25 protein-coding genes and 3 pseudogenes are annotated in these 25,604 nt (G+C 67.7%); 22 read left to right on the top strand and 6 right to left on the bottom strand.

The annotated features are described in order from the left end of the window. Positions 1–183: hypothetical protein (locus FGX59_RS38290; protein ID WP_206078493.1), on the top strand; the 183-nt coding region annotated here is incomplete at its 5' end. Here FGX59_RS38290 and FGX59_RS31555 read toward each other — a convergent pair. Continuing rightward, positions 163–1,176: a glycosyltransferase family 2 protein gene (locus FGX59_RS31555; protein ID WP_138471875.1), complete on the bottom strand. Its 1,014-nt coding sequence runs from the start codon at positions 1,174–1,176 to the stop codon at positions 163–165. The genes FGX59_RS38290 and FGX59_RS31555 overlap by 21 nt on opposite strands. Before the next feature lie 425 nt (positions 1,177–1,601). Between FGX59_RS31555 and FGX59_RS37855 the strand changes: the two are divergent. The 10 genes and pseudogenes from FGX59_RS37855 to FGX59_RS31505 all read left to right on the top strand — a co-directional run bounded on the left by FGX59_RS37855 (position 1,602) and on the right by FGX59_RS31505 (position 10,441). After that, positions 1,602–2,661: pseudogene (locus tag FGX59_RS37855) on the top strand (transposase). Between the two features lie 300 nt (positions 2,662–2,961). After that, positions 2,962–3,111 (top strand): annotated as a pseudogene (locus FGX59_RS37850) (hypothetical protein); the annotation flags it as partial. A gap of 1,040 nt (positions 3,112–4,151) precedes the next feature. Next, positions 4,152–5,354 carry a CaiB/BaiF CoA-transferase family protein gene (locus FGX59_RS31540; protein ID WP_138471871.1) on the top strand — a complete coding sequence of 401 codons (1,203 nt, stop codon included), beginning with the start codon at positions 4,152–4,154 and terminating at the stop codon, positions 5,352–5,354. Between the two features lie 21 nt (positions 5,355–5,375). After that, complete coding sequence (locus FGX59_RS31535) at positions 5,376–6,539, top strand: acyl-CoA dehydrogenase family protein (protein ID WP_138471869.1); 1,164 nt, start codon at positions 5,376–5,378, stop codon at positions 6,537–6,539. An 8-nt stretch (positions 6,540–6,547) separates the two neighbouring features. Beyond that, positions 6,548–6,943, top strand: a complete 396-nt coding sequence (locus FGX59_RS31530; protein ID WP_138471867.1) for a MaoC/PaaZ C-terminal domain-containing protein — start codon at positions 6,548–6,550, stop codon at positions 6,941–6,943. After that, entirely contained in the window at positions 6,936–7,367 is a 432-nt protein-coding gene (locus FGX59_RS31525) for a MaoC/PaaZ C-terminal domain-containing protein (protein ID WP_138471865.1), read from the top strand. The genes FGX59_RS31530 and FGX59_RS31525 overlap by 8 nt, the downstream gene beginning before the upstream one ends. A 2-nt stretch (positions 7,368–7,369) precedes the next feature. Further along, complete coding sequence (locus FGX59_RS31520) at positions 7,370–8,299, top strand: dihydrodipicolinate synthase family protein (RefSeq protein ID WP_138471863.1); 930 nt, start codon at positions 7,370–7,372, stop codon at positions 8,297–8,299. Then, the gene (locus FGX59_RS31515; RefSeq protein WP_240722814.1) at positions 8,296–9,210 is read left to right on the top strand and encodes a dihydrodipicolinate synthase family protein; all 915 of its coding nucleotides are present in this window, start codon (positions 8,296–8,298) and stop codon (positions 9,208–9,210) included. Before FGX59_RS31520 ends, FGX59_RS31515 begins: the two co-directional genes overlap by 4 nt. After that, entirely contained in the window at positions 9,207–9,488 is a 282-nt protein-coding gene (locus tag FGX59_RS31510; RefSeq protein ID WP_138471861.1) for a DUF4286 family protein, read from the top strand. The genes FGX59_RS31515 and FGX59_RS31510 overlap by 4 nt, the downstream gene beginning before the upstream one ends. A gap of 26 nt (positions 9,489–9,514) precedes the next feature. Beyond that, positions 9,515–10,441 carry a LysR family transcriptional regulator gene (locus FGX59_RS31505; protein WP_138471859.1) on the top strand — a complete coding sequence of 309 codons (927 nt, stop codon included), beginning with the start codon at positions 9,515–9,517 and terminating at the stop codon, positions 10,439–10,441. A gap of 717 nt (positions 10,442–11,158) precedes the next feature. Here the strand turns inward: FGX59_RS31505 and FGX59_RS38985 are convergent. After that, complete coding sequence (locus FGX59_RS38985; protein WP_305036046.1) at positions 11,159–11,938, bottom strand: aldolase/citrate lyase family protein; 780 nt, start codon at positions 11,936–11,938, stop codon at positions 11,159–11,161. 221 nt (positions 11,939–12,159) lie between these two features. Here FGX59_RS38985 and FGX59_RS31495 point away from each other — a divergent pair, with 221 nt between their 5' ends. From FGX59_RS31495 to hydA, 4 genes are all read left to right on the top strand, one after another. Continuing rightward, a complete protein-coding gene (locus tag FGX59_RS31495; RefSeq protein ID WP_138471857.1) occupies positions 12,160–12,705 on the top strand; it encodes a TRAP transporter small permease in 546 nt (181 codons plus the stop codon). Next, positions 12,702–13,982, top strand: a complete 1,281-nt coding sequence (locus FGX59_RS31490; protein WP_138471856.1) for a TRAP transporter large permease — start codon at positions 12,702–12,704, stop codon at positions 13,980–13,982. Before FGX59_RS31495 ends, FGX59_RS31490 begins: the two co-directional genes overlap by 4 nt. A gap of 60 nt (positions 13,983–14,042) precedes the next feature. Beyond that, positions 14,043–15,005 (top strand): TRAP transporter substrate-binding protein, encoded by a 963-nt coding sequence (locus tag FGX59_RS31485; RefSeq protein ID WP_138471854.1) that lies wholly within the window; start codon positions 14,043–14,045, stop codon positions 15,003–15,005. A gap of 77 nt (positions 15,006–15,082) precedes the next feature. Then, positions 15,083–16,495, top strand: a complete 1,413-nt coding sequence (gene hydA, locus FGX59_RS31480; protein WP_138471852.1) for a dihydropyrimidinase — start codon at positions 15,083–15,085, stop codon at positions 16,493–16,495. Positions 16,496–16,610: 115 nt separating this feature from the next. On the opposite strand, the gene FGX59_RS31475 is transcribed toward hydA, so the two are convergent. From FGX59_RS31475 to FGX59_RS31460, 4 genes are read right to left on the bottom strand one after another with little or no spacing between them, the layout of a single operon-like run. Further along, positions 16,611–17,267, bottom strand: a complete 657-nt coding sequence (locus tag FGX59_RS31475; RefSeq protein ID WP_171060916.1) for a GntR family transcriptional regulator — start codon at positions 17,265–17,267, stop codon at positions 16,611–16,613. Between the two features lie 10 nt (positions 17,268–17,277). Further along, entirely contained in the window at positions 17,278–17,721 is a 444-nt protein-coding gene (locus tag FGX59_RS31470; RefSeq protein ID WP_138471849.1) for a MaoC family dehydratase, read from the bottom strand. Next, positions 17,718–18,860 (bottom strand): acyl-CoA dehydrogenase family protein, encoded by a 1,143-nt coding sequence (locus FGX59_RS31465; RefSeq protein WP_138471847.1) that lies wholly within the window; start codon positions 18,858–18,860, stop codon positions 17,718–17,720. Before FGX59_RS31465 ends, FGX59_RS31470 begins: the two co-directional genes overlap by 4 nt. A 47-nt stretch (positions 18,861–18,907) precedes the next feature. Next, positions 18,908–19,273, bottom strand: coding sequence for a hypothetical protein (locus tag FGX59_RS31460; protein ID WP_138471845.1), 366 nt, complete (start codon positions 19,271–19,273; stop codon positions 18,908–18,910). Positions 19,274–19,394: 121 nt separating this feature from the next. Here FGX59_RS31460 and dapA point away from each other — a divergent pair, with 121 nt between their 5' ends. The 7 genes and pseudogenes from dapA to FGX59_RS31425 form a co-directional block, all read left to right on the top strand. Next, positions 19,395–20,288, top strand: coding sequence for a 4-hydroxy-tetrahydrodipicolinate synthase (gene dapA, locus FGX59_RS31455; RefSeq protein ID WP_138471843.1), 894 nt, complete (start codon positions 19,395–19,397; stop codon positions 20,286–20,288). A 17-nt stretch (positions 20,289–20,305) separates the two neighbouring features. After that, entirely contained in the window at positions 20,306–21,283 is a 978-nt protein-coding gene (locus FGX59_RS31450; RefSeq protein WP_138471841.1) for a TRAP transporter substrate-binding protein, read from the top strand. A gap of 66 nt (positions 21,284–21,349) precedes the next feature. Beyond that, on the top strand, positions 21,350–21,859 hold the full coding sequence (locus FGX59_RS31445) for a TRAP transporter small permease (protein ID WP_138471839.1): 510 nt from the start codon (positions 21,350–21,352) through the stop codon (positions 21,857–21,859). Further along, positions 21,859–23,145 carry a TRAP transporter large permease gene (locus tag FGX59_RS31440; RefSeq protein WP_138471837.1) on the top strand — a complete coding sequence of 429 codons (1,287 nt, stop codon included), beginning with the start codon at positions 21,859–21,861 and terminating at the stop codon, positions 23,143–23,145. Before FGX59_RS31445 ends, FGX59_RS31440 begins: the two co-directional genes overlap by 1 nt. A 19-nt stretch (positions 23,146–23,164) precedes the next feature. Then, positions 23,165–23,572, top strand: a complete 408-nt coding sequence (locus FGX59_RS31435) for a DUF3830 family protein (RefSeq protein ID WP_138471835.1) — start codon at positions 23,165–23,167, stop codon at positions 23,570–23,572. 2 nt (positions 23,573–23,574) lie between these two features. Continuing rightward, positions 23,575–25,059, top strand: coding sequence for an AMP-binding protein (locus tag FGX59_RS31430; RefSeq protein WP_138471833.1), 1,485 nt, complete (start codon positions 23,575–23,577; stop codon positions 25,057–25,059). 101 nt (positions 25,060–25,160) lie between these two features. Further along, a pseudogene (locus FGX59_RS31425) lies at positions 25,161–25,604 on the top strand (electron transfer flavoprotein subunit beta/FixA family protein); the annotation flags it as partial.

Here is a 25,604-nt window from a genome sequence, read left to right as displayed (position 1 = left end):
CTTCAGCGCTTCGTTGTAGGCCGGCCAGTTCTTGGTCTTGTAGCTCGGCGGGATGGGTCTGCTCATGCAGACCAGCTACCACGCTGGATTCGCAAGATGAATCCCTCACCCGGCCTTTGCGCAACAAAGCTCGTCAACATGGCAGTGCTGTTCAGCAGCTCGTTAAAAGAAGATCTTCATTGATAGAGAACGCTTTTCCGAAGGGAGCGACCGAGAATAACGCTTGGGATTCGTCAAGAACTTTCCCGCTTCCGCCTCGCCGTACTTCTTGCGAATGCTCTTGGCAATGCTGCAAACTAATAACCCTCTCAGGAAGGGTTGCCTAGATAAACGGGAATTGTCAGATGGTTCCACGATCTCACTGTATGGAACTCGAAATGATCGTCCAATTTTCATTTTTTCAATGCGCTCTAATCGGCTTGCCCAAAGATCATTCTTGTTCTGATCTTGAATGGCGGATTCGCTTTCTACAGAAACTGTATTCGAATTGTTATTATTCAGTCGGTACTCGCACAGCGGTATTGTGGCGCAATTCGTTGAGACGGGATATGACTCCAGAAGTTCCAGAAGGAATATGTAGTCCTCGTACAAATGAAATTCCTCGTCAAATCTTGGAACTTTCTGTAAGCGGCGCAGGTCAACAATATATGAATGAATAGGGAAGCAATTTGCGATTAGGCAAGAGGAAACAGATGGGTTTGACGAGAAAACACGCTTTCCTGTGATGTTGATCTCACCTTCGAGAAGGTCGTCATAAAAAGCTAGCGTGCAGCCTCCAAAACTGGCTGAGACACTTGGATCTTTGCTGCGGGAAATATCTTGAATAAGGGTTTTCGCGTGATCTGGATAGACAATATCATCGTAATCTAGAAATCCGACATACCTGCTTTCCAAAACATCCAAAGCTCTGTTTAAAAGTGCGCCTCTATGATCGCCCGGTTGCGGAAATGAGAAGTTCCTCACTTCCACATCCAATTTGCACCTGTCCTGCAGTTCGCGAATTGATGAGGTGATCTGAGTCAGGGAACTGTCGGGCAAATCTTGCACCGCCACGAGAGCTCGTGCAGAATGGTAGGATTGAGCGGCAACACTCAATAGCGCTGTTTTTAATTTGGGCAGGGTAGACACGCTGTGACAGCGCAGTACGTAAGTTATCGTTTCATTGTCGTCTGTCATGGTGTTTTTTTCGATCTTGCGAAGCCGTTGTAAGATCCAAATTCCAATTTTACCGAGTTGTGAATCTTTTATCCGAGCCTTGGGGCAGGAGCCTTGTAATCGGTGCTATACGTCTGTTGGCCAACAGGCAAGCCGACACGGATTGCGTCCCGAGGCGCGGTGCAGCTGGCGGTTGCCGTCGGGGTGCTGACGCCAGGCCGAAGCGAAGGATGCCCCGATGGCCAGACCGGTGATGGAGCTCCGCATGCTCGCGGAAAGCGCGGGGCGTGCCCGCCACCGGTCCGGAGGGCGCTGTTGCGCAAGTCAGCTGATGACCGCAATTCCCCGCAAGACCGCATGTCTTTTTCACCGGCCCGGCCCTGCCGGATCAGTCTGCATCCTGATCGCGGGGCGGCGGGGGCCGTCCGTTTGCGATGGAGGACGACATGCTGAACGCCCATGGAACGATCTGCGCCGGAATTGATGTGTCCAGGGACAAGCTTGCGGTCGCGATCGCGGGTAGAGAGCGAGGGGACGAGGTTCTCGGCCTTGGCACGTTCGAGAACCCACCCGCCAGCGTCGGCAAGCTGCTGAAGACGCTTGCCGGGCGAGGTGACATCTCGGCCTGCGACGAGGCTGGGCCGGCCGGCTGCGCGTGCTGCGTGGTCGCGCCGTCCCCGATCCCGGTCAGGGCCGGAGAGCGGGTCGGGACCGGTCGGCTTGATGCCCGGCGTCTTGCGCGCCTTCCGCGTGCCGGAGAATTGACCCCGGTCTGGACGCATGAGGCGATGCGCGGTCTGGTCCGGGCCCGGCAGAGCGCCGCGGAGGATCAGCGCCGCAAGCGCCAGCCCGTCACGGCCTTCGTTCTGCGTCACGGGCGGGTCCATCAACGCTCCAGGCCGTGGACGATGCGCTATCGGCGCTGGCTGCAGAGCCTGGCGGTCGATCCCCCGGCGCACCAGATCGCGCTGCAGGCAATGTTGCAGGCGGAACGAAATGCCCCGGAGCGGCTGGAGCCGCTGGCCGGGCACATCGAGGCCCTGCTGCCGGACTGGACACTCGCGGCAGGGAACGCGCTTCAGGCGCTGCGGGGCGTCGGGCTGATCAGCGCCGTCATCTTCATGGCCGGGATCGGCGAGGTGCGGCGGTTCGAGACACCTGTGAAGCTGATGGCCTAAATCGGGCTCGTGCCGGGCGGAGGCTCGACCGGCAACGATCGGGCGCGGCATCACCCGCGCGGGCAATGCCCGCGTGCGGCACAAGCTGATCGAGGGGGCCTGGACCTGCCGCCTGCAGGCACGGCCGGGCGCGCGGAAGCTCTTCATCCTCGAAGAGCAGTCGCCGGAGGGTCAGGGCACTGCGTGGAAGGCGCACTCCCGCCTGACGGCCCGGTATCGCAAGCACAGCCCGCGCGGCAGGAAACCGACCGTCGTCACCGCGGCAATCGCGCGGGAGTTGGCGGCGTTCATGCGGGACATCGCCCGCCGCACCAAGCCCGCGCGCTGAGCGCGCTCCCCGACGCGCCCAATGGCGGGCGCGAGGCCGACGGCAGGGGACTATCCGGCACTCGCTGAGCGGCCAGCTTCGCGCCGACGCCCGCCGCAAGACAGGAATAGAGACGCACAATCGCTCCTGCGGTATCCAGCCCGCGCATCAGAGCTTGTTCCCCGACGCCTTCGGACCTCGTGCCCCCCTTGGGCGTCCAGACCACAACGAACGCCCGGGCGTTTCAAATCGCGTGGCCCGCCCCTTGAAAAAAGACATCAGAGCGGCATTGCGACGCCCTTCGCCAAGAGGCCCTGCTGGATGCTGCTCCGGGCGCTGCTGGTTTCCGGGCAGATCCTTCTTCTCGCGTTTTGCAGGCAAACCGCTGCCGGGCAGCGGATGCGCAAGATCGACGGATGGGAACCTCTCTCTCGGCTGCTCGAGCCGATGTCCCTTGACCTCGCCGCCTGAACGGAGCCAATCTCAAATGCCCGGAGCATGCCGCTCGGCAATTTCCACCACATTCGCGACACGACCGGCACCGCGCGCGCCGTCAGGTCCGCCAGGTGCGGTCGTCCTGACCGGATGTTCGCATCGCGGGATCTGCAACATATGCACCCGCGCGAAATCGGTGACCGGCCAGGAGCTGCACGCCGTCATCGGCGGTTTCAACCTTGTCTACCCCGAGAGGCCGGCCGTCGACGAGACAATCGCGTGGTTCCGGGCAGTCGGCATTTCGCGCCTGCTGCCCGTCCATTGCGTGTCCTTCGACATCCAGGCCCGATTTCAGACCGAGTGCGGCTATGACAGGCCCGGTGCGGGGTCGCTGATCGGGATTCGAGGGACGGATGGCCCGTTCCGGCCCCGGCGATTGTTTCCCGGCAGCAAGGCCGGGCTGACGGGCGCCCGGCATGGTCCGGGCGCGCGCTCTTCCGGCCCCCGAAGGCCTTCCTCGGAGCACGGGCCTCCGCGTCCCGCGGCGTGTCACCGGCTGCGCCGCAGGGGCGTCTCTCACGCTTGCCCTTAACCTCCGTGCGCTTGGCCGTCCGCTGCTGCGGGTTCGCCCGCGGCACGAGCCGTGGCCGGGCAGGCCGCGTCGGCCGTCGATCTGCCGCCCGGTCCTGCGGAAGCGGGACTCACCGCCTGACGGCCCGGCGGGGTCCTGTCGATGGACGCGGCGAAACAGCATTCGCGGGGCCTCGGGATGTCGGGCGGGAGCTTTGCCGCATGCGGGACCTTGCCGGGCTGGGCTCCGGGATGCCGGCGGGAGGAGCGCGGGCCGCCCCGGTTTCACCGATCTCGCGCCCCCGCATACCTGGCGCGGCTTTCTGCCTGGAAAACAGGGAGAAAGCCGACATTTTGCACCGGCCGGACAGTCCGGAACAGCGTCGGCCGGGACGGAAAGAGTATTTGAAATCTGAATTCTTGGCCGGTTTTTAGCATAGAAACTGATATTCACGCGGCGACGCCCCCGGCCTAGGGTCCCGGCAACAGACAGCGGGGTACGGCCTATGGGCGCGTTAGACGGCATCAGGGTTCTCAGTTTCAACCATTTCCTTTCCGGTCCGGCAGCGGCCCAGCATCTGGGCGATCTCGGCGCGGATGTGATCGCGGTCGAGCCGCTGACCGGCGCCTTCCAGCGCAACTGGGCGGTCGGCAACCGCTTCGTCGACGGCATCTCGGTCAACCACATGACCACCGGGCGCAACAAGCGCTCGATCGCGGTCGACCTGAAATCGCCCGAGGGCATCGCCGCGGTGAAGCGGCTGGTCGCGACCGCCGATGTGGTGATGGAGAACTTCCGCCCCGGCACGCTGGAAAAGCTCGGCCTCGGCGAGGACGTGCTGCGCGGGATCAACCCCGGGCTGGTCTATGCCGCCACCACCGGCTTCGGCCCGGACGGCCCCTATGCCAGGCGTCCCGGACAGGACATCCTGCTGCAGGCGATGACCGGGCTCGCCGCCCATACCGGCAGCATGGAGACCGGCCCGGTCGCCGTCGGCTCGGTGCCGATCGACCACCATGCCGCGGCGCTGACCGTGGCTGGGATCCTCGCGGCGCTCTTGGAGCGCGGGCGCACCGGCAAGGGCCGCCGCGTCGAGGTCAACATGCTGCAGGCGGCGATCGACCTGCAGGGCGAGTCGGTCACCGCCTGGCTGAACGGCGCCGAACGCGCCGGGCCGCGCGGGCAGAAGGGCATGGCCAACTGGTTCAGCCCGGGCCCCTACGGCATCTATGCCTGCACCGACGGCCATGTGATGATCTCCATGTCGACGCCCTCGCAGATCGGCAAAGCGCTGGAACTGCCTGAAATCGCGGAATTCTCCGACAAGGACGGGTTCGACCGCCGCGGCGAGGTCAGCTCGGCCGTGGCCGCGGCGATGGCGGAAATGGCGATGGACGAGGCGCTGCCCAAGCTCGAGGCGGCGGGCGTCTGGCACGAGGTGGTGCGCGACTATGACAGCCTGCGCGGCAACCCGCAGCTGGCGCATCTGGGCGGGCTGATCGACACCGAGACCCGCGACGGCAGCGCGATGACCCTGATCGGCAGCCCGATCCGCATCGACGGCGCTGCGGCCGAGGTCCGGCTGCCGCCGCAGGCGCTCGGCGCGCAGACCCGCGACGTGCTGGCCGAGGCGGGCTTTTCAGAAACCGAAATCGACGCGCTGCTCGAGGGCGGCGCCGTGGCCCAGACCGACCGCATGAGCGTCTGAGGCAGGACAGGAAGACAAGCGATGGATTTCACGATTTCCGACGAGATGAAGATGGTCACCGAAACGGTCGGCCAGTTCATCCGCGACAGGGTGCAGCCCTTGGAGGCCGAGACCGAGGCCAATGCCGAGATCCCGCCCGCCAAGCTGGCGCAGGTGAAAGCCGAGGCGCAGGCGCTGGGGCTCTATGCGATGAACATGTCCGAGGAGGTCGGCGGCGCGGGCCTCGGCGTTCTCGACATGTGCCTCGTCGAAGAGCAGCTGGGCCAGACCTCGGACGCGCTGATCCGCCGGATCTTCGGCCAGTGCTATCCGATGATGGAGCAGCTGGCCGACGAGGCGCTGCGGCAGAAGTACCTGTATCCGCTGGTCAATGGCGAGAAGATCTGCGCCATGGCGATCACCGAGCCGGGCGCGGGCTCCGACGCGGCGGCGATCCGCACGAAGGCGCATCTCGACGGCGGCGAATGGGTGCTGAACGGCACCAAGCATTTCATCTCGGACGGCGACATCGCCGATTACGTCATCGTCATGGCGGTGACCGATGCCGAGAAGGGCGCGCGCGGCGGCATCTCGCTGCTGCTGGTCGACAAGGGCACGCCGGGCTTCTCGGTCGTGGGCAAGCAGCCGATGATGGGCCATCGCGGCTATGGCCATGCCGAGCTGGCCTTCGACAACTGCCGCGTCCCCGCGGGCAATGTGCTGGGCGAGGTCGGCAACGGGTTCAAGGTGATGATGGCCAATGTCTCTGGCATCCGGCTGGGCCATATCGGCGCGCGCGCCGTGGGCATGGCCAGCCGCGTCCTCGAGATGATGCGCACCCATGCCGCCGAGCGGAAGCAGTTCGGCCAGCCGATCGGCGAGTTCCAGATGGTCCAGCAGATGATCGCCGACAGCGCGATGGAGATCTTCGCGACCCGCATGGCGGTGATGAACACCGCCTGGGAGGTCGACCAGGGCATCGACGCCCGCGACAAGGTCTCGATGGTCAAAGTCATGGCCTCGGAAATGCTGGGCCGGGTGGCCGATCGCGGCATCCAGGTCTTCGGCGGCTCCGGCTTCGCCAAGGACCTGCCGCTGGAGCGGATCTACCGCGATGCCCGCGTCACCCGCATCTATGACGGCACGTCCGAAGTCCACCGCATGCTGATCGCGCGTTCCGTGATCAAGCGCGGCCTGACCCTGTGAGCAGACCCATGACCAAGATCGAAACCGGTGCCTCCGTCACCTTCCGCAAGACGATGACCGTGGCCGAGCAGGGCTTCTATACCGGGATTTCCGGGGACATGGACCCGCTGCATGTCGACCGGGTGAAGGCGCAGGCCGCCGGGCTGGCCGACATGGCGGTGTTCGAGATCGCCGCGGGCAGCCTGTTTTCCACCGCCATGGCGCGGGTCGCCGGGCCCGGCTGGCGGATCGAGGCGGTGTCGCTGCGCTTCGCCCGTCCGCTCGCGGTCGGCGAGACCCTGGCCGCGACCGCGACGGTCGCCTCGGCCGATGGCGCCATCGCCTTCGAGCTGACGGGCACCTCCGGCGCGGAGACGGTGATCGAGGGCGAGGCCCGGCTGGGCCGCGTGGCCGCCGATGTATGAGCTGCGCCCCATCGACGACATCACGGTCGGCGACCGGGTGTCGATCACCAAGACGATCACCGAGGCCGACGGCGCGATGTATGTCGCGGCCACCGGCGATTTCGGCCCGGTCCATGTCGATGACGACTATGCCACGACCACCCGCTTCGGCGAGCGGCTGGCGCCGGGGATCCTGGTCGGCGGCATCTGCACCTCGATCCTCTCGGCGGAACTGGTCGGCACGCTCGGCGTGTCGATCCGCGACTGCTTCTGGTTCACGGGGGCTGTGCGCTACGGCGACACGCTGACCTTCGAGCTCTGGGTTGCCGCCAAGGACGAGGAGGCCCGCACCGTCGACTGGGCCGCCTCGGCCCGCAACCAGGACGGCACCGAGGTGCTGAAGGTCGACGCCACCCTGAAATTCCCCCGCAAGAAAGCGAGCTGACCATGACCATCACCGGAAAAGACCTGCGCGGGATCACCGTGGCCACGGTGCTGCCCTTCGACGAGGCCGGCGCGATCGACTGGGACGGCTACGCCGCCGTGCTCGACCACTGCGCGCAGCCCGCGACGACGGATTGCGTCTTCGTCAACGGCCATGCCGGCGAGGCGACGGCGCTGACCGCCGAGGAGCGGGCAGAGGTCATCAAGCGTACCCGCGACCAGATCGGCCCGGACCGGGTCCTGCTGGCCGGCGTCGTGCCCACCGGCTATCCGGATGCCGTGGCGCAGGCCGGGGCCGCGCGCGAGGCCGGGGCCGATGTCGCGGTGATCTTCCCCGCCGAGGCCCTGGGCGGCGGCAACGCCAACACTGCCGCACCGGTGAAGTTCATGGAGAAGCTGGCGGGCGAGCTCGCGATGCCGCTCTCGGTCTTCCAGTTCCCGATCGCCTCGGGCTTCGGCTTCTCGACGCCGGTCCTCGCGGAAATGGCGCAGATCCCCGAGGTCATCGCCGTCAAGGAGGGCTCCGCGACGCTGCTGGCCTATGACGAGAACCGCCGCGCCATCAAGGCGGCGGCGCCGGATGTCGCGATCCTGCCGTCGAATTTCCACTGGTTCTTCGCCCAGGTCGCGCTTGGCGGCGACGGCATCCTGTCGGGGCTCGCCTCGCTGACCCCGGGGCTGCTGAAGGACCTGTGGGACGCCTCCGAGGCGGGCGATCTGGCGGCGATGCGCACGGCCAATGACCGGCTCTATCCAGTGGTGCGCGCGATCTACGGGCCGGCTCCGGTGATCGACATGCATACCCGCATGAAGGACGGGCTTCGGCTGATGGGGGTCATCAAGAATTCCGCGCCGCGCCTGCCGCTGCTGCCGCAGCCGGACGCCGTGGTCGAGGGCGTGCGCAAGGCGCTCGCCGAGGCCGGACAGCTGTGACCGCCGGCGGGATCTACGCCGCCACGATCGCGCCGATGCATGAAGACGGCGCGCTCGACATGGCGAGCCTGGAGCGGCATTTCGCGCAGGTCGGGGCCACCTCGGGCCTGGCCGGGCTCTTGCTGAATGGCCATGCGGGGGAGGGGGTCTACTTCTCCCGCGAGGAAGCTTCCGAGGTGGTGCGGCTGGCCCGCGCCACCCTGCCGGAGGCGCGGCTGCTGGCCGCGGTCGGTGCCGAGTCCACTGCGCAGGCGGTGGCGGACGGGCAGGCCGCGCTGGACGCCGGGGCCGATGCGATCATGGTCTTCGCGCCCTTCTCCTGGGCGCTGGGGCCGGATCCGCGCGCGGTCGTCGCCCATCACCGCGGCATCGCCGAGGGCACCGGCGCGCCGATCTACCTGTTCCAGGGCTCGGTCGGCTCGGGCGGGCTGCATTACGGCGACGAGCTGCTCGCGCGCCTGCTGGAGATCGGCGCCGTCGCGGGCATCAAGGAAGGCTCCTGGGAGACCCGCGCCTATGAGGGCACCCGCCGCATCGCCCGCGCCCTGCGTCCGGAGGTGGCGGTGATGGCCTCGGGGGACGAGCATCTCTTCCCCTGCTTCCTGATCGGCTCGGACGGCAGCGCGGTCAGCCTGGCCGCCGTCATCCCCGAAGCGGTCACCGCGCTGGATGCCCATGTCCGCGAGGGCCGGATCGAGGCGGCGCGCGACCTGCACGCGCGCATCTACGGGCTTGCGCGGCTGGTCTATGCCGCCCCCGGCCATCTTGCGGCGGCGCGGCTCAAGGCGGTGCTGGCCGCGCTCGGCCGCATCGACAGCGCCAGCTGCCGCGCGCCCACCCCCGCCATCTCCGCGGACGAGACCGCGGCGCTGATGGCGGCGCTTCAACCCTGCCTGGAGGTGTCCCGGTGACCCAGACCCATATCGTGTTCGTCGATGTCGACCCCGAGGACGAGGCCGCCTTCGACGAGTGGTACGAAACCACCCATGTGCCGGATATCCTGGCCTGTCCCGGCTGGCTGGATGCGCGGCGCGAGAAATGCCTCGAAGGCGGGCCGCGCCATGTCGCGATCTACACCATTACCGGTCCCGAGGCCTATGAAACCCCGGAATTCGACGCTATCAAGGGCTTCGGCCCGTTCACCGGCAAGGTCAGGAACTTCCACCGCATCCGCCTGACCAGGAGCTGAGCGGCCCTCACGGACCGCAGGAGACCATGCTCAACCTCAGACAGCTCGAAGTCCTGCGCGCCGTTGTCCAGTACCGCACGACCGTCGGCGCGGCGGAGCGGCTGGGCATGTCCCAGCCCTCGGTGTCGAACACCATCCGCCATGTCGAGACGGTGCTGGGCTTTCCGCTCTTCGAGCGCGTCTCGAACCGGCTGTCGCCGACCGCCGAGACACTGATCCTGCTGGAGGAGGCGGAGCCGCTCTTCCTGCTGCGCGACGCGGTCAACCAGCGCGCCGCCGACTTGCAGGCCGGGCGGATCGGGCGGATCCGCATCGCCTCCACCGCCGAGCTTTCCGAGGCGATCATGCCGAAGGTGATCGCTGATTTCGCCAACCGCTCGCCGGGCATCCAGATCTCGCTGGAGACCCGGCCGCTCGACAGCGTGCTGCAGGTGGTCGAGAGCGGGCTGGCCGATGTCGCCTTCGTCATCGCCCCCTACGAGCACCACGCGCTGGAATACCAGCGCATCGCCACGCTGCGCGCGGTCTGCCTCTGCCAGGAGGACGACCCGCTGGCGCAGCTGTCCGAGGTGACGCCGAAGGATCTCGATCCGCGGCCGCTGGCCGGGCCGCAGGTCGCCAACCGCATCGGACTGATGATTGCCGAGAGCTTCGGCAAGAGCGGCGTCGACTACCATCCCTCGATCGAGACGCGCTTCATGAACGCCGCGTCGCGCATCGTCGCCCATGGCCGCGGCGTCGCGCTGATCGACGAGCTCTCGGCCTATGCGGTGCTGCGCCCGGGGCTGGCGATCCGGCCCTACCGCCCGGAGCTGAGCTTCGAGCTGTCGGCGGTACTGTCGCGCACCAAGCAGCCGAGCCGCCAGACCAAGCGCTTCATCCGGGCCTTTGCCGAGTGCACCGAGACGCTTCTGGCCGATATCGCCGCTGCCATCGCCGGCCCGGCCCGCTAGCTCTCCGGGGGGCTCACGGTCTGCCGCCCGACCCGCAATGGCGGACGGTGGCCGATCCATCGGGGGCCGGACGCAGATGCATGCTCCCGTTGGTCCCGGCAGGGTGCTGAAAACATCTGCCCGGCCACGGAAGCTGCGGATCAAATTGGGAAAATCGTCCCGAAGGCAGCTGGGCTTGCTCATTGCCCGAAGCGGCCCTGGCCAAATCCGGAACGATTTCCATCTCGATGACGCGCTGAGGACATTTTTCAGCACCCTGCCAGCGCAGGGGTGGGACCTTGAGGACACGTGCCGCGGCCATTGCCCCGCCGCCTCTGCAAGGGCCTGCACCTGCCGCAGATCTCTCTTGCGTTGCATCTCCAAGGGCATGCTGGCGGACCGGGCCGACCGCCCTAGATGCGCGAAGCGCATGTGGCCGGCAGCGCGACCATCGGCTCTCCTGCCCGGCAGAGCTCAGGCCGACTGGCGGACGCCGCCATTTACCGCTGAAGGCGACCCCGGACGCGGAAGGGCAGGCAGTCCCGGACATTTTCTCGCCCGGGGGAAACTGCGATCTCCAATGGGTCTGTACCCGCCCCGGCATAGCCGAACTCCCGCGCCGGGGGAAAATGCACCTGCTCCCGCCCTGCTGCCGCAGACGTTATGGCCGTCCTTCGCCGGGCCAGCGCCGGCAGATGCAGCGCAACCGGCGGACCGGCCCTTCGCAGTCCCGGGCCGCTACTGCGCGTCTGCCAGCGATGCCTCCAGCACCCGCAGCAGCGCAGCACCGCCTTCGGCCAGCAGGTTGGTGTCGTTGGTCGCCACCACATGCCCCGCGCCGAGCGCCGCTGCCAGCCCGGGGACCAGCTCCGGCGGCAGCCCCATCACGCCGAAGCCCTTCCCGGCGGCCTGCGCTGCCTGCGCGATCCGGGCGAAGGCCCGCGCCACGTCCGGATGGCCAAGCTGGCCGCGCCGTCCCAGCCCGTCGGCAAGGTCGTTCGAGCCGATCATCAGCATGTCGATCCCCGGCACAGCGGCGATCTCCGCGGCATTCTCCAGCCCCTCGGCGCTCTCGATCATGGCGATGACCTGCGTGCCGGCCTCCGCCTCCCGTGCCAGATCCGCCGCGGGCAGCACCCGGTAGCCAAGCGCCGGCAGCGGGCCGGGCAAGGCGCGCGCGCCGGTGGGCGCGAAGCGGCAGGCCCGGGCGACCGCCGCCGCCTGGGCTTGCGTGTCGACATGGGGCACGATCACCCCGGTGGCGCCGCAGTCGAGCACCCGCGCCACATCGGGCGAAGCCGGCCCTGTCACCCGGCCGAAGACCGGCATCCCCGCCGCCAGTCCCGCCGCGGCCGCCTGGCCAAGCGCGTCGAGCCCCAGCGGGCCATGCTCCATGTCGATCACGAGGAAGCCGAATCCGGCCGCCCGGGCGAGCAGGACCGACTCTGCCCGGCCGAGCAGGCAGCAGGCGAGTCCGAAGGCGGGTCGGGGGGTGTGCTTTATTTTCAGGCTGTTCATGCGGTTCCGTCCATTGTCTAGGCGCTTCGCGAAGCGCCCTGGCGAAGAGACTACCGGGAAAGCGAAGAGAATATTCATGGAAAGTGGGCTTTAAATAGTAGCTATCAATTTCTTAATAGACGGCTTCCTTCATCCCGTCCGCTTTGACAGTAGGGTGGCCGTAGGCACGAAAGACACGTTCAGGTTGTGCCATTCTATCTGCGGCAGACAGGAGCTTCCCGATGGCCGAGCGGACCGCCTTTCTCCAACCTCTTCCCCCGCTCGAGGGGCGGCCGCCGTTGCTCCGGCCGCTGATCTGCGGACTCTGGGGCCTGCGGCGCCTGGTCGACATCCTCGCTCTGGTGCTGCTGGGCTACATGGCCTGCGCGATCCTGATCCAGATCTCCGGCCGCTACGTCTTCAACTACTCCATCGCCTGGAGCGAGGAGACCGCTACCTTCGCGCAGATCTGGCTGGTGCTGCTCGGCGCCGGGATCGCGATGCGCACCAATGCGCATGTCGGCGTCGACGTGCTGATCCGCAAGGCGCCCGCGCCGGTGCAGAAGGTGTTCGCCGCCGGCGGGCTGGCGCTCGGCATCTGGTTCATGGCCGCGGTGATCGTCGGGTCGATGGCGCTGGTGGCGATCGGCCTGCGCATCCACAGCCCGGCGACCGGCCTGCCGATGGCGGTGCCCTACCTGTCGCTGCCCGTGGGCTTCGGCTACTTCCTGCTGGAATTCGTGCTGTCGGGCGTGTCGCGGCTGGCCTCCGGGGAGGCGGCGCAATGATCTGGGCGGCCGGCGGCTTCATCCTTCTGCTGATTTCGGGCATCCCGATCGTCCTGGCGCTCGGCATTGCGGCGCTCCTGGCGATCGAGCTGACCACCACCGCGCCGGTCTCGATCGTGGCGCAGCGCATCTATGGCGGGCTCAACTCCTTCTCGCTGATGGCGATCCCGTTCTTCGTCGCCTCCGGGCTGCTGATGGAGGCCGGGGGCATCGCCCGCCGCTTCGTCGCGCTGGCCTCGGCGCTGGTCGGCTGGATCACCGGCAGCCTCTACCTGGTGTCCATCGTCACCGGCGCGGGGCTGGCGGCGATTTCGGGCTCGGGCTCGGCGGACACGGCGGCGATCGGCTCGGTGATGATCCCCGAGATGAAGAAGCGCCGCTACGACATCGACCTTGCCGCCGCGGTGATCGCCGCCGCCGGGTCGCTGGCCTCGGTCATCCCGCCCTCGATCGTGATGATCGTCATCGCCATCACCGCCAGCCAGTCGATCGGCGGCATGTTCCTCGGCGGCATCGTGCCGGGCGTGCTGATCATGGCCGGGCTGATGACCGGCTGCTGGCTCTTCGCCCGCAGCCAGGGCGAGGCGGGCCGCGACCGCGAGGCGTTCAGCCTCGGCAAGCTCGGCCGCGCCTTCCTCGACGCGCTGCCCGGGCTGGCGATCCCGGTGGTGATCATCGGCGGCATCACCGGCGGCATCTTCACCGCGACCGAGGCGGCCTGCATCGCGCTCTTCGCGACGCTGGCGATCAGCCTCTTCGTCTACCGCGAGATCACCCTGGCCGACGTGCCGGCGATCCTGCTGCGCGCCGTCGGTCTTTCGGCCACCGTGCTGATCATCATCGCCACGGCCAGCGTCTTCACCTGGATCATCGCCTCGACCGGCTTTCCGGCGCTGCTGAAGGACTGGCTCACCGGCATCACCGGCAACGCGATCGTGTTCCTGCTGATCGTCAACGTGCTGCTGCTCTTCGTCGGGATGTTCATGGAGAGCATCTCGGCGATCCTGATCCTGCTGCCGATCCTGCTGCCCGTGGCGCAGAGCTTCGGCATCGACCCGATGCAGTTCGGCATCGTCGTCGCGCTCAACCTCTCCATCGGCCTGATCACGCCGCCCTACGGCATCTGCCTCTATGTCGCCTCGGCCGTCGCCGGGCGCCGGATCGAGCAGGTGTCGCGGCGGGTCTGGCTGCCCTTCCTGTGCATGCTGGCGGTGCTCATGCTGGTGACCTTCGTCCCGGCCGTGTCGCTCTGGCTGCCCTCGCTGCTGATGCCCTGACGCAGCCGCCGCAAGACGTCCCTCCTCCCCAACAAGAAACCGAGATCCAAGGAAAATCCAATGTCCAACAGATTGTTCAGTGCCCTTCTTGCCTCCGCTGCCCTGCTGACCCCCGCGATGGGCGAGGCGCAGTCGCTGCGGGTGGCGCATACCAATGCCGCCAATGAGGTCCAGGACATGGGCCTGCAGAAGATGAACGAGATCCTCGCCGAGAAGTCCGGCGGCGCGGTGTCGCTGGAAGATTTCCCCGGCGGCCAGCTCGGCGACGAGCAGCAGATCGTGGAAAGCGTGATGCTGGGCTCGCTCGACATGGCGATGGTGTCGAACGCGATGCTGTCGAACTACGTGTCCGAGTACAAGGTCTTCGACATGCCGTTCCTGTTCCCGACGATCGAGGGGCTGGGCGAGAAGATCGACGCCAATTTCGAGCTGATGCAGGCCGACGCGAATGCCGCTGGCTTCCAGCTGATCGCGGTCTATTCCTCGGGCATCCGCAACCTGATGACCTCGGAGCCGGTCAACTCGATCGAGGATCTGCAAGGCATGAAGATCCGCACCATGCAGAACCCGGTCCATGTCGAGGCGTTCCGGGAATACGGCGCAAACCCGACGCCGATGAGCTATTCCGAGCTCTACGGCGCGCTGCAGTCGGGCGTCGTCGACGGGGCCGAGGGCGCCTCGACCGGCTATGACGGCATGAAGTTCTACGAGGTCGCGCCGAACTACGCGCTGGTCGGCTGGCTGAACATGGCCGCGCCGATCGTGATGCAGAAGGCGGCCTTCGACGCGCTGCCCGGGGACGTGCAGGCCGACCTGATGGAGGCCGGCCATGAAAGCGCCGTCTGGCAGCGCCAGTACGTGATCGACCAGGAGGCGCCGCTGCTGGAGAAATTCGAGGAGCTCGACGTCAACATCACCCGTCCGGACCTGGCGCCGTTCAAGGCCGCCTCCCAGCCGCTCTACGAGAGCGAGCTGACGACCGACGGGCAGAAGGCGCTCTATTCCGCGATGACCGCGGAGTGATCGCGCAGCACTGACAATGGGGGCGGCCGCATCCGGGCCGCCCCTTTTTTTCCGACCGACACGACAGGACCGCCGCCATGCTCGACCTGGCCATCCGCAATGCCCGCATCGTCACCGCCTCCGACCGCTTCGACGCTCAGATCGGCGTGAAGGACGGGCGCATCACCAGTATCGCCGAGGAGGTCGGTCCCGCCGCCGAGGAGATCGACGCCGCGGGGCTCTGGGTGCTGCCCGGCGGCATCGACGCCCATGTCCATCTGGACCAGCCCCAGGGCGGCGGCGCGGTGCTGGCCGACGGGTTCGAGAGCGGCACGCGCTCGGCCGCGGCGGGCGGCAACACGACGATCCTGCCCTTCGCCCTGCAGGAGAAGGGGCAGAGCCTGCGCGCCGCGGTCGAGGCCTATCACGCCAAGGCCGAGGGCAAGTGCCACACGGACGTGTCCTTCCACCTGATCATCACCGACCCGACGCCGCAGGTGCTGGGCCAGGAGCTGCCCGCGCTGATCCGCGACGGCTACACCTCCTTCAAGGTCTTCATGACCTATGACGACCTGGTGCTGAACGATGCCGAGCTGATCGAGGTCTTCGACACGGCGCGGCGCGAGCAGGCGCTGGTGATGGTCCATGCCGAGGGCCATGACGCGATCAGGTACATGACGCGGCGGCTGGAGGAGGCGGGGAAGACCGCGCCCTACTACCATGCCGAAAGCCATGCCGTGGTCGCCGAGCGGGAGGCGACGCATCGCGCGATCAGCCATGCCGAGCTGACCGACGTGCCGATCGTCATCGTCCATGTGTCGGGGCGCGAGCCGATGGAGCAGATCCAGTGGGCGCGCCGCCGCGGCCGCCCGGTCTTCGCCGAGACCTGCCCGCAATACATCGCGCTGACCCGCGACGACCTGAAGGGGCTGGACATGGATTTCGAGGGGGCGAAATACGTCTGCTCGCCGCCGCCGCGGGACACCGACAGCCAGGCCGCGATCTGGCAGGGGCTGCGCGACGGGACCTTCGACATCTTCTCCTCGGACCATTGCCCGTTCCGCTTCGAGGACAGCGCGGGCAAGGACGTGCCGGGCGCGCGGAGCTCGTTCAAATGGGTGCCGAACGGCATTCCCGGCGTGGCGGCGCGGATGCCGGTCCTGTTCTCGGAGGGCGTGTCGAAGGGGCGGATCACGCCGGAGCGCTTCGTCCAGCTGACCGCGGCCAATCCGGCGAAGCTCTACGGGCTCTATCCGAAGAAGGGCGCGATCGCCATCGGCGCGGATGCCGACCTGGCCTTCTGGGATCCGGCCCGCGAGGTGACGATGACCCATGCGCTGCTGCAGGATGGCTGCGACTACACCCCCTATGAGGGGATGCAGATCACCGGCTGGCCGGTGCGCACGATGCTGCGCGGGCGGACGATCATGCTGGACGGGGCGGTGACCGGCCAGCCGGGGCAGGGGCAGTACCTGGCCCGCGAGATCAGCGCGGCGGCCTTCCCGGGCTGACCCCGGAGGGTCGAAGGGGAGCGGTCCCGCGCGCCATCGAGGCGCCCGGGGCCGCGGCTGCACCGGCGGCCTGCGCCGCCGGTTCCGCCAGGGCCCTGGCGGCGGGGGCCGCGCGTCAGCCCTTGCCGGGCAGGCGGGCGACCAGATCGTCCATCATCGCCGCGTTCTGCATCCTGAGGATCGCCTCGGCGGCGACCAGATCCTGCCGCCGCATCGCCTCGAGCAGCAGCTCGAGCTCGTCGGCCATGATGCGCCGCCGCCCGCTGCCATAGCCGAAGCTGCGGCGGAAGGAGAAGATGATGTCCCAGCCGCGCTCGAACACCCGGAGCGCCTCGCGGTTGCCGCCGAATTCCACCAGCCGGACATTGAAGCGGCGGTTGGCCAGCAGCGCCGCCTCGTCCTCGCCCGCCTCCAGATGGCCGCGATAGGCGGCGGCCAGCGCCTCCAGCTCGCGGATCCGCTCCAGCGTCAGCGCGGGCATGCCGCGGCGGACGGAGAAGATGCGGATCTCGGTGTTCAGCTCGTAGAGGTCGCTGACGAAGCCCTGGTCGAGCTGGCGCACGGTGGCGCCGCGGTTGGGCTCGATCTCCACCAGCCCCTCGCCCTCGAGCTTCCTCAGCGCCTCGCGCAGCGGCATGGTGGAGACGCCCAGGCGGGCGGCGAGCTCGGCCGTCTTCAGCCGCGCCCCCGAGGTGAACTCGCCCGTCAGGATCCCGTCGCGGATCCGCTGCGCTGCCTGCTCGACCGAATTCTGGCCGCCATCCTGTGCCATCTGCGCCTCCTCAGCCGCGCGACTTGACGAGGGAGACATGCTCCGCGGTGATCGCCCGCGTGCCGTCGGCGAAGCAGAGATCGACCGCCTCGGTCACGATCCCGGCGGGGCGGCTGGAGCTGGGGCGCTTGGCGGTGAAGCGCATTTCCACATGGACGCGGTCGCCTGCCACGACCGGCCGGGCGAAGCGCACCTCGTTCCAGCCCAGCGAGGCGATGGAGCTTTCCTCGTAGAGCTTCAGCTCGGTCTTCAGCCCCTCCATCAGCGCCAGCCCGTAGAGCCCGTGGGCGATGATGCCGGGGAAGCCCTGGGCGCGGGCATAGTCCGCATCCGTGTGCAGCGGGTGATGGTCGCGGGTGAGGTCGCAGAAGGCCGCGATATCGGCCTCCGTGATCTCGTGCTCGGCGGTCTGCAGGACGCGGCCGATCTCGATGTCTTCGTACCAGAGGCTCATGCGTACTGCTTCTCCACTTGCCGCGCGATGATCATGCGCTGGATCTGGTTGGTGCCTTCGTAGATCTGGCTGAGCCGGACATCGCGGAACAGGCGTTCCACGCGGTATTCCCGGGAATAGCCGTTGCCGCCATGGATCTGCAAGGCATTGGAAATGTGGGTCTGCGCCATGTCGGTGGTGAAGAGCTTGGCCTGCGCCGCCTCCATCGCGATCGGCTGGCCCATGTCGTAGAGCCGGGCGGCGTGATGGATCAGCAGCCGCGCGGCGGCGATGTCCTTGGCCATGTCGGCGATCATGAACTGGATCGCCTGGTGCTGGAAGATCGGCTTGCCGAACTGCTTCCTGTCGGTGGCATAGGCGACCGCGTCTTCCATCCCCGCCTGCGCCATGCCGAGTGCCATCGAGGACATCATCAGCCGCGAGAAGTTGAAATTCTCCATCGCCATCTTGAAGGCGCCGTGCTCGGGTCCGACCAGGTTGGCAACGGGGACGCGCACCTCGTCGAAGGTGATCTGGCATTCCGCCAGCCCGTGCATGCCCAGCAGATCCTCGGACTTGCCGCGGATCACGCCCGGGCGATCCGTTTCGACCAGGATGCAGGAGATGCCCTTGTGCCCCGCGTCAGGGTCGGTCTTGGCGAAGACCATGACGATGTCGGCGACCTGGCCGAAGGTGACCCAGGCCTTGGTGCCCTTGATCACATACTCGTCGCCCTCGCGCCGGGCGGTGGTCTTCATCGCGGCCACGTCCGAGCCGTGATCGGGTTCGGTCACGGCCGTGGCGGGGATCACGCTGCCCTCGAGGATGCCGGGGATCCATTGGCGGTGATGGTCCGATCCGTGATGGTCGAGGAAGAGCGCCGCCTCGACCGGGATGGCGAAGGCATTGCCGACCGCGCCGGAGCCGCGGGCGATCTCCTCCATCACGACGCAGGCGGTCAGCGCGTCCATGCCGACGCCGCCGGCCTCTTCGCGCAGCGCGACGCCGAACAGGCCCTGTTCGGCCAGAGCGGTGTAGATGTCGCGGGGAAACACGTCCTCGCGGTCGATGCGGGCGGCGGCGGGGGCGACGACGTCCTCGGCGAGGCGGCGGGCGGTGTCGCGCACCATGCGGCACTCTTCACTCAGAAAGCGGTCCAATGGGGGTCTCCTGTCGGGATTCTGGATTTGATCAGATTTTGTCCGGGTCAGCCCTGCGCGGCGCCGGCGTGGAACGCGTCGGAGGGCAGGGTGTCGAAGAAGTAGACGATGACCTCCTTCGGCGCGGCGCCATAGGCGGCGACGGCGGCATCGGTGATCGCGCGGGCGGCGTCGGCCTTCATCGCGGCGTCGCGCGGGAAGGCGTGCACCTTTATGAAGATGCGGAAGATTTCGGCATTTTCGCCGAAGTTTCCAGCATGTGCGTAGGAATAGCAGGGGGCCGAATTATAATAGACGGTCACGATTTCCGGCTTGATTCCGAAGGCCCGGCACAGACCATCGGTCATGCCGGAGGCCGCAATCGCCCGCTTTTCCTGATCCGGACCAGAGTCGGTGACTTCGATGAAGGGCATGGGGGTCTCCGTGTTCCATGACGGCAGAAAGCTAGATCGCAAAACTGCCAGTTGACACCATATCTGATCAAGTCATGGATAAATGCAACAGGTTTGGATCACAAAGATCAGGAAGGACCGGATGGGGTTCCAAGGCAGCTACACGGTATGCGTCACGCCCTTCGACGCGGCAGGCGCGGTCGATCACGAGGCGCTGGGGGCCTATGTCGACTGGCAGATCGAAGAGGGCGTGCACGGGCTGATCCCGCTGGGCTCGACGGGCGAGTTCCTGTCGCTGACCCGCGACGAGCGCACGGCCGTCGCCACCACGGTGATCGACCGGGCCGCCGGGCGGGTGCCGGTGCTGATCGGCACGGCGGCCGAATGGACCGACGAGGCGGTGGCGCTGTCGCGCGAGGCCGAGGCGCTCGGCGCGGACGGGGTGATGCTGGTGCCGCCCTACTATTCCAGCCCCACCGAAGAGGAGCTGGTCGTCCATTTCCGCAAGGTGGCCGAGGCGCTGTCGATCCCGGTGATGCTCTACAACAACCCGTTCACGGCGAATGTCGACCTGACCGCGCCGCTGGTCGCGCGGCTCTCGGAAATCGACAACATCCGCTACATCAAGGACACCTCGAAGAACGTCCACCGCGTCACCGAGCTGCTGGACCAGTGCAAGGGGCGGATGACGGTCTTCGCCGGCTACTACCCCTGGGAAAGCTACCTGGCGGGGGCCGAGGGCTATTCCTCGGTCATGTCGAACATCGCGCCGCGGCTTTCCGCCGAGACCTTCGAGAAGACGAAGGCCGGCGCCTGGGACGAGGGCCGCGCCCTCTACCTGCAATCGCTGCCGCTGATCAACGCGCTGGCCGGGGACCTCTATGTCTCCGCGACCAAGGCGGCGATGGCGATGACCGGTCGGCCGATGGGCGATCCGCGCCCGCCGCGCCTGCCGCTGCCCGAGGCGCCGCGGGCGCGCCTGCGGGCCATCCTCAACGACCTGGGACTGATCCCGGGCGCCCGAGACCAACAGTGAGTGACAAGGACAAGACCATGAAACTGACGACTCTCGCCCTCTGCCTCGCCTCGGCGACCGCGCTGGCGGCCCCCGCCGCCTTCGCGCAGGAGATCGTGCTGAAGGCCAGCCACAACGCCAATGCCGACGAGCCCTACGGCCTCGGAATGGAGAAGATGGCCGAGCTCCTGAAGGACGCGACCGGCGGCAAAGCCGCGATCGAGGTCTATGCCAATGCCCAGCTTGGCGACGAGATGGAGAGCATCCAGGGCACCCAGATCGGCACGGTCGACATCGCCGTGACCGCCAACGAGACCCTGGCCAATTTCGACCCCGACCTCTCGGTCTTCTCGCTGCCCTTCCTGTTCAAGGACAGCTTGCAGATGGACCGCGCCCTGGCCGATCCGGCGGTGGTCGCCGCGGTCTCCGACAGCCTGGCGGCCAAGGGCTTCCACCTGATCACCTTCTTCTCGGCGGGCACGCGCCACATCATGTCGAAGACCCCGGTCGAGACCATGGCCGATCTCGACGGGCTGAAGATCCGCACGATGCAGAACCCGGCCCATGTCGAGGCCTTCAAGGCCTTCGGCGCCAACCCGACCCCGATGGCCTATACCGAGCTGTATGGCGGGCTGGAAACCGGCGTGGTCGACGGCGCCGAGGCGGCGAATACCAACTACTACGCCAAGAAGTTCTACGAGGTCGCGCCCGACTGGGCGATGGTCGGCTGGCTGGAGCTGGTCGCGCCGGTGATCATGGGCGAGGCCGCCTACCAGGCGCTGCCCGAGGACGTGAAGGCCGCGCTCGACGAGGCCGGGGCCGAGGCGGGCAGCTTCCAGCGCAAGACCTACCGCGACAGCGACGAGGCGACCTTCGGCAAGCTCGAAGAGGCCGGCGTGACCGTCACCCGTCCCGAGCTGGCGCCGTTCCGCGAGGCCGCCGCGCCGATCCAGGCCGAGTTCGTCCAGTCCGAGGCGCAGAAGAAGATCTTCGACCTCGTCCAGGCGGTCGAGTGATCCCGGCCTGAGCCCCTCCGCCCGGCCGGTGCGATCCCGGCCGGGCCCTGCTTGCGAGATGTCCCGATGATCCGCCTGATCGAATGCCTCTGCCTGCCCCTGCGCCGCGCCGTCTCGGCCGTCGTCATCGCGCTTTTCGCAGTGATGATGGCGTCGGTTCTGGTGCAGGTCGGCGGCCGCTACCTCTTCGGCTACCCGGTCGCCCCGGCCTCGGAGATCGCGACCTTCTGCCAGATCTGGCTGGTGCTGCTGGGCTCCGGCGTCGCCATCGCGCGCAGCCAGCATGTCGCCATCGACATGCTTCCGGCCGCGATGCCGCTGCGGGTGCAGCGGGTGCTGCTGGCCGTCATCGCCGCCGTCACGCTGGGCTTTCTCTGGGTGCTCGGCACCAATGCCGGGCCGCTGATCAAGCTGGGCGGCTTCCAGACCTCGCCGACGCTGCAGATCCCGATGAAGTACATGTACATGTGCCTGCCCGCCGGGGCGGCCTACATGGCGCTCGAGGTGCTGCTGGCGCTGGTGCAGCGCTGGTCCGATCCCTTCCCCGAACCTTCCATCGACGAGGAGGCCGCCTGATGGCCGTCATCGCGCTTGCCTTCTTCGGGCTGCTGGCCCTCGGCGTCCCGATCGTCTTCGTGCTGGGCGCCTCGGCGGTCATCACGCTGATGGCCACGACCGACGTGCCGCTGACCATCGTCAGCCAGCGGGTCTTCGCCGGGCTGAACAGCTTCACGCTGATGGCGATCCCGTTCTTCGTCTTCTGCGGCGTCATCATGGATGCCGGCGGGATCTCGCGGCGGATCGTCGATTTCGCCTCGGCGCTGATCGGCTGGATGGTCGGCAGCCTGCTGCAGGTGTCCTGCGTGGCCGCGGCCGGGCTGGCGGCGATCTCGGGCTCGGGCTCGGCGGATGTGGCGGCGATCTCGGCGATCATGCAGCCGCAGCTGCGCCGCCGCCGCTACGACACGGATTTCGGCGCCGGGGTCATCGCCTGCGCGGGCGCGCTGGCGCAGGTGATCCCGCCGAGCCTGACCATGGTGATCCTCGCGGTCGTCTCCAACGTGTCGATCGGCGCGCTGTTCCTGTCGGGCGTCCTGCCGGGGCTGGCCTGCATCGCGATGCTGATGGCGGTATCCTGGCTGCATGCCCGCAAGGGCGGCCCGGCCTACCGCGAGACCGAGCCCTTCACCCTGGCCCGCCTGCTGCGCACCGGCTGGGCGGCGCTGCCCGCGGCGGGCATGCCGGTCTTCATCCTCGGCGGCATCCTCGGCGGCGTCTTCACCCCCACCGAGGCCGCCGCCGTCGCGGGCTTCTACGGGCTGGTGATCGGCGGCTTCGTCTACCGCGACCTCGATTTCCGCCGCCTGCCGTCGCTGATCCTGCGCTCGGTCTCGCTGAGCGCGGCGGTCATGCTGATCATCGGCACGGCCAGCGTCTTCTCCTGGCTGATCGCCAATGCCAATGTCCCGCAGCTCCTGGGCGACTGGATCACCTCGGTCGCGCCGAACCGCTTCGCCTTCCTGATCATCGCCAACATCCTGTTCCTGGTCGTCGGCATGTTCATGGAGACGATCGCCGCGATCCTGATCCTCGTGCCGGTGCTCCTGCCCATCGCCACCCATTTCGGGGTCGATCCGCTGCATTTCTCGCTGCTGGTGGTGTTCAACTGCGCCATCGGCACGGTCACGCCGCCCTATGGCATCGCGCTTTTCGTCGCCTCCTCGGTGGCCGGGCGCTCGGTGCTGCAAGTGTCGCGGCGGCTGGCCCTTCCGCTTCTGGGCATGTTCGCCATGCTCGTCCTCGTCACCTTCGTGCCCGCCGTGTCGCTGCTCCTGCCGCGGCTCGCCGGCCTTGCCAACTAACCCAGGAAAGACAGACAGAATGCCCCTCAAGGTCACCATCGCCGGGATCGAGTTCGACGCCCGCTTCGAAGACGCCGCGCCGCAGACCGTCGCCGCCTTCCGCGCGCAGATGCCCTACCGCTCCAAGGTCGTCCATGTCCGCTGGTCGGGCGAGGGCGTCTGGATCCCGCTGGGCGAAACCGATTTCGGCGTCGGCTACGAGAACCACACCAGCTATCCCGCGCCGGGCCAGTTCGTGCTCTATCCCGGCGGCATCAGCGAGACCGAGATCCTGCTGGCCTATGGCGGCGTGCAGTTCGCCTCCAAGATGGGGCAGCTCGCGGGCAACCACTTCATCACGCTGACCTCCAACCTGGACCGGCTGGCCGAGATCGGGCCGAAGGTGCTGTGGGAAGGCGCGCAGGACATCCTGTTCGAGGAGGTCTGACCATGTCCCGTCCCGTGACCTATGGCGCCCGGCTGCGGGAGCTGGCCCGCCAGCGCGGCCCGGCCGAGGCCCTGCGCGTCCTGCGGGCCGACGGCTCCGAGGAGGCGCTCGGCTGGGACGCGCTCGACGCGCTCGTCGACCGTGTCGCGCGGGTGCTGGCCGGCCATGGCACGGGACAGGGCGACGTGGTGGCCTACGGGCTGCCGAACGGCGTGGCGCATGTCGCGCTGACCCTGGCCGTCTGGCGGCTCGGCGCGACGACCATGGTGCTTGATCCGCGCCTGCCCGAAGAGGCGGCCGCGGCCATGAAGGACCGGGCCCGCGCGCGGCTGCGCATCGGCACGGCACCGGGGCAGGGCGATCTCGGCATCGCCGCGCTGATGGCGGCGGCCGGGGCTTCGGAGGGCGCTCCGGTGGCCGACGCGGTCTCCTGCCCGGGCAAGATCGTGCTCTCGGGCGGCTCGACCGGCCTGCCCAAGATGATGTGCGACGACCAGCCCTTCACCCGCATTCCCGGCGCGAGCTGGGGCAAGGTGGCCCCGGCGCTCGGCTTCCGCACCGACCAGACCCAGCTGGTGCTCGGCGCGCTGTCGCATAACGCGCCGCTGACCTGGGCGCAGAACGGCCTCTTCGAGGGCAACCGCGTGATCCTGATGGAGCGGTTCGAGCCGCTCCGCGCGCTCGAGGCGATCGACCGCTTCGGCGTCGGCTTCGTCATGGCGGTGCCGACCATGCTGGTGCGCATGCTCGACCATCTGGAGGAGAGCGGCGCCAGCCTCGGCAGCCTGCATTCGCTCTACCACACCGCCGCCCCCTGTCCGGACTGGCTGAAGGCGGCCTGGATCGACCGGCTGAGCGCGGAGCGGGTCTTCGAGATGTACGGCTCGGGCGAGAATACCGGGCAGACGGTGATCTCGGGGACCGAATGGCTGTCGCATCGCGGCTCCGTCGGCCGCGGCTTCGAGACCGACATCCGGATCAAGGACACCGCCGGGCGCCTCCTGCCGCCGGGCCAGTCCGGCGAGATCTTCATGCGGCCGCACAGCGCCGCGGGGCGCAGCAACTATGTCGGTCCGGATGCCCCGCCGCCGCGGCGCGACGCCGAGGGCTTCCAGTCGATCGGCGACATGGGCCGGCTCGATGCCGAGGGCTACCTCTATCTCGACGGGCGCTGCGACGACGTGATCAATACCGGCGCGGTCAAGGTCCATCCCGAACGCATCGAGGCCGCGCTCCTTGCCCATCCGGAGGTGGCCGACGCGGTGGTCTTCGGGATCGAGGACCGCGACTGGGGCCAGAAGGTCGTCGCCTGCATCGTGCCGAAGCCCGGGACGGATCCCGATCCGTCCGAGATCGCCGCCTTCCTGTCCGGTCGCCTCGCTCCGGCGGAGGTGCCGAAGGTGATGCAACTCTGCGCTAGCCTGCCCCGCGACGGCTTCGGCAAGATCCGGCGCAAAGCCATGGTCCGCGATTTCACGGAAGTCTGAACCGGCTTCCGTCTCGCGGCGGCGGCACCGTCCGGACAGAAGGTGCGCGCAGACCGGTGCCCGGCCGAGGCCGGCACCGGGGAAGTTCAAGGAGACAGAAAATGAAGATCCTCGTGCCCGTCAAGCGGGTGATCGACTACAACGTGAAGGTCCGCGTGAAGGCGGATGGCAGCGGTGTCGACCTCGCCAACGTCAAGATGTCGATGAACCCGTTCGACGAAATCGCCGTCGAGGAAGCCATCCGGCTCAAGGAGAAGGGCGTCGCCACCGAGATCGTCGCCGTCTCCGTCGGCGTGAAGCAGGCGCAGGAGACGCTGCGCACCGCGCTTGCCATGGGCGCCGACCGGGCGATCCTGGTCGAGGCCGCCGAGGACGTCCACCAGGACATCGAGCCGCTCGCCGTCGCCAAGATCCTCGCGAAACTCGTCGAGGAGGAGCAGCCGCAGCTGGTCCTGGCCGGCAAGCAGGCGATCGACAACGACATGAACGCCACCGGGCAGATGCTCTCGGCGCTGCTGGGCTGGTCGCAGGCGACCTTCGCCTCG

The organism is Poseidonocella sp. HB161398 (assembly GCF_005870025.1).
Lineage (GTDB): Bacteria > Pseudomonadota > Alphaproteobacteria > Rhodobacterales > Rhodobacteraceae > Mangrovicoccus.
The sequence above is the reverse complement of the archived record's forward strand: the minus strand, read 5'-3'. Positions and strand labels throughout refer to the sequence as shown.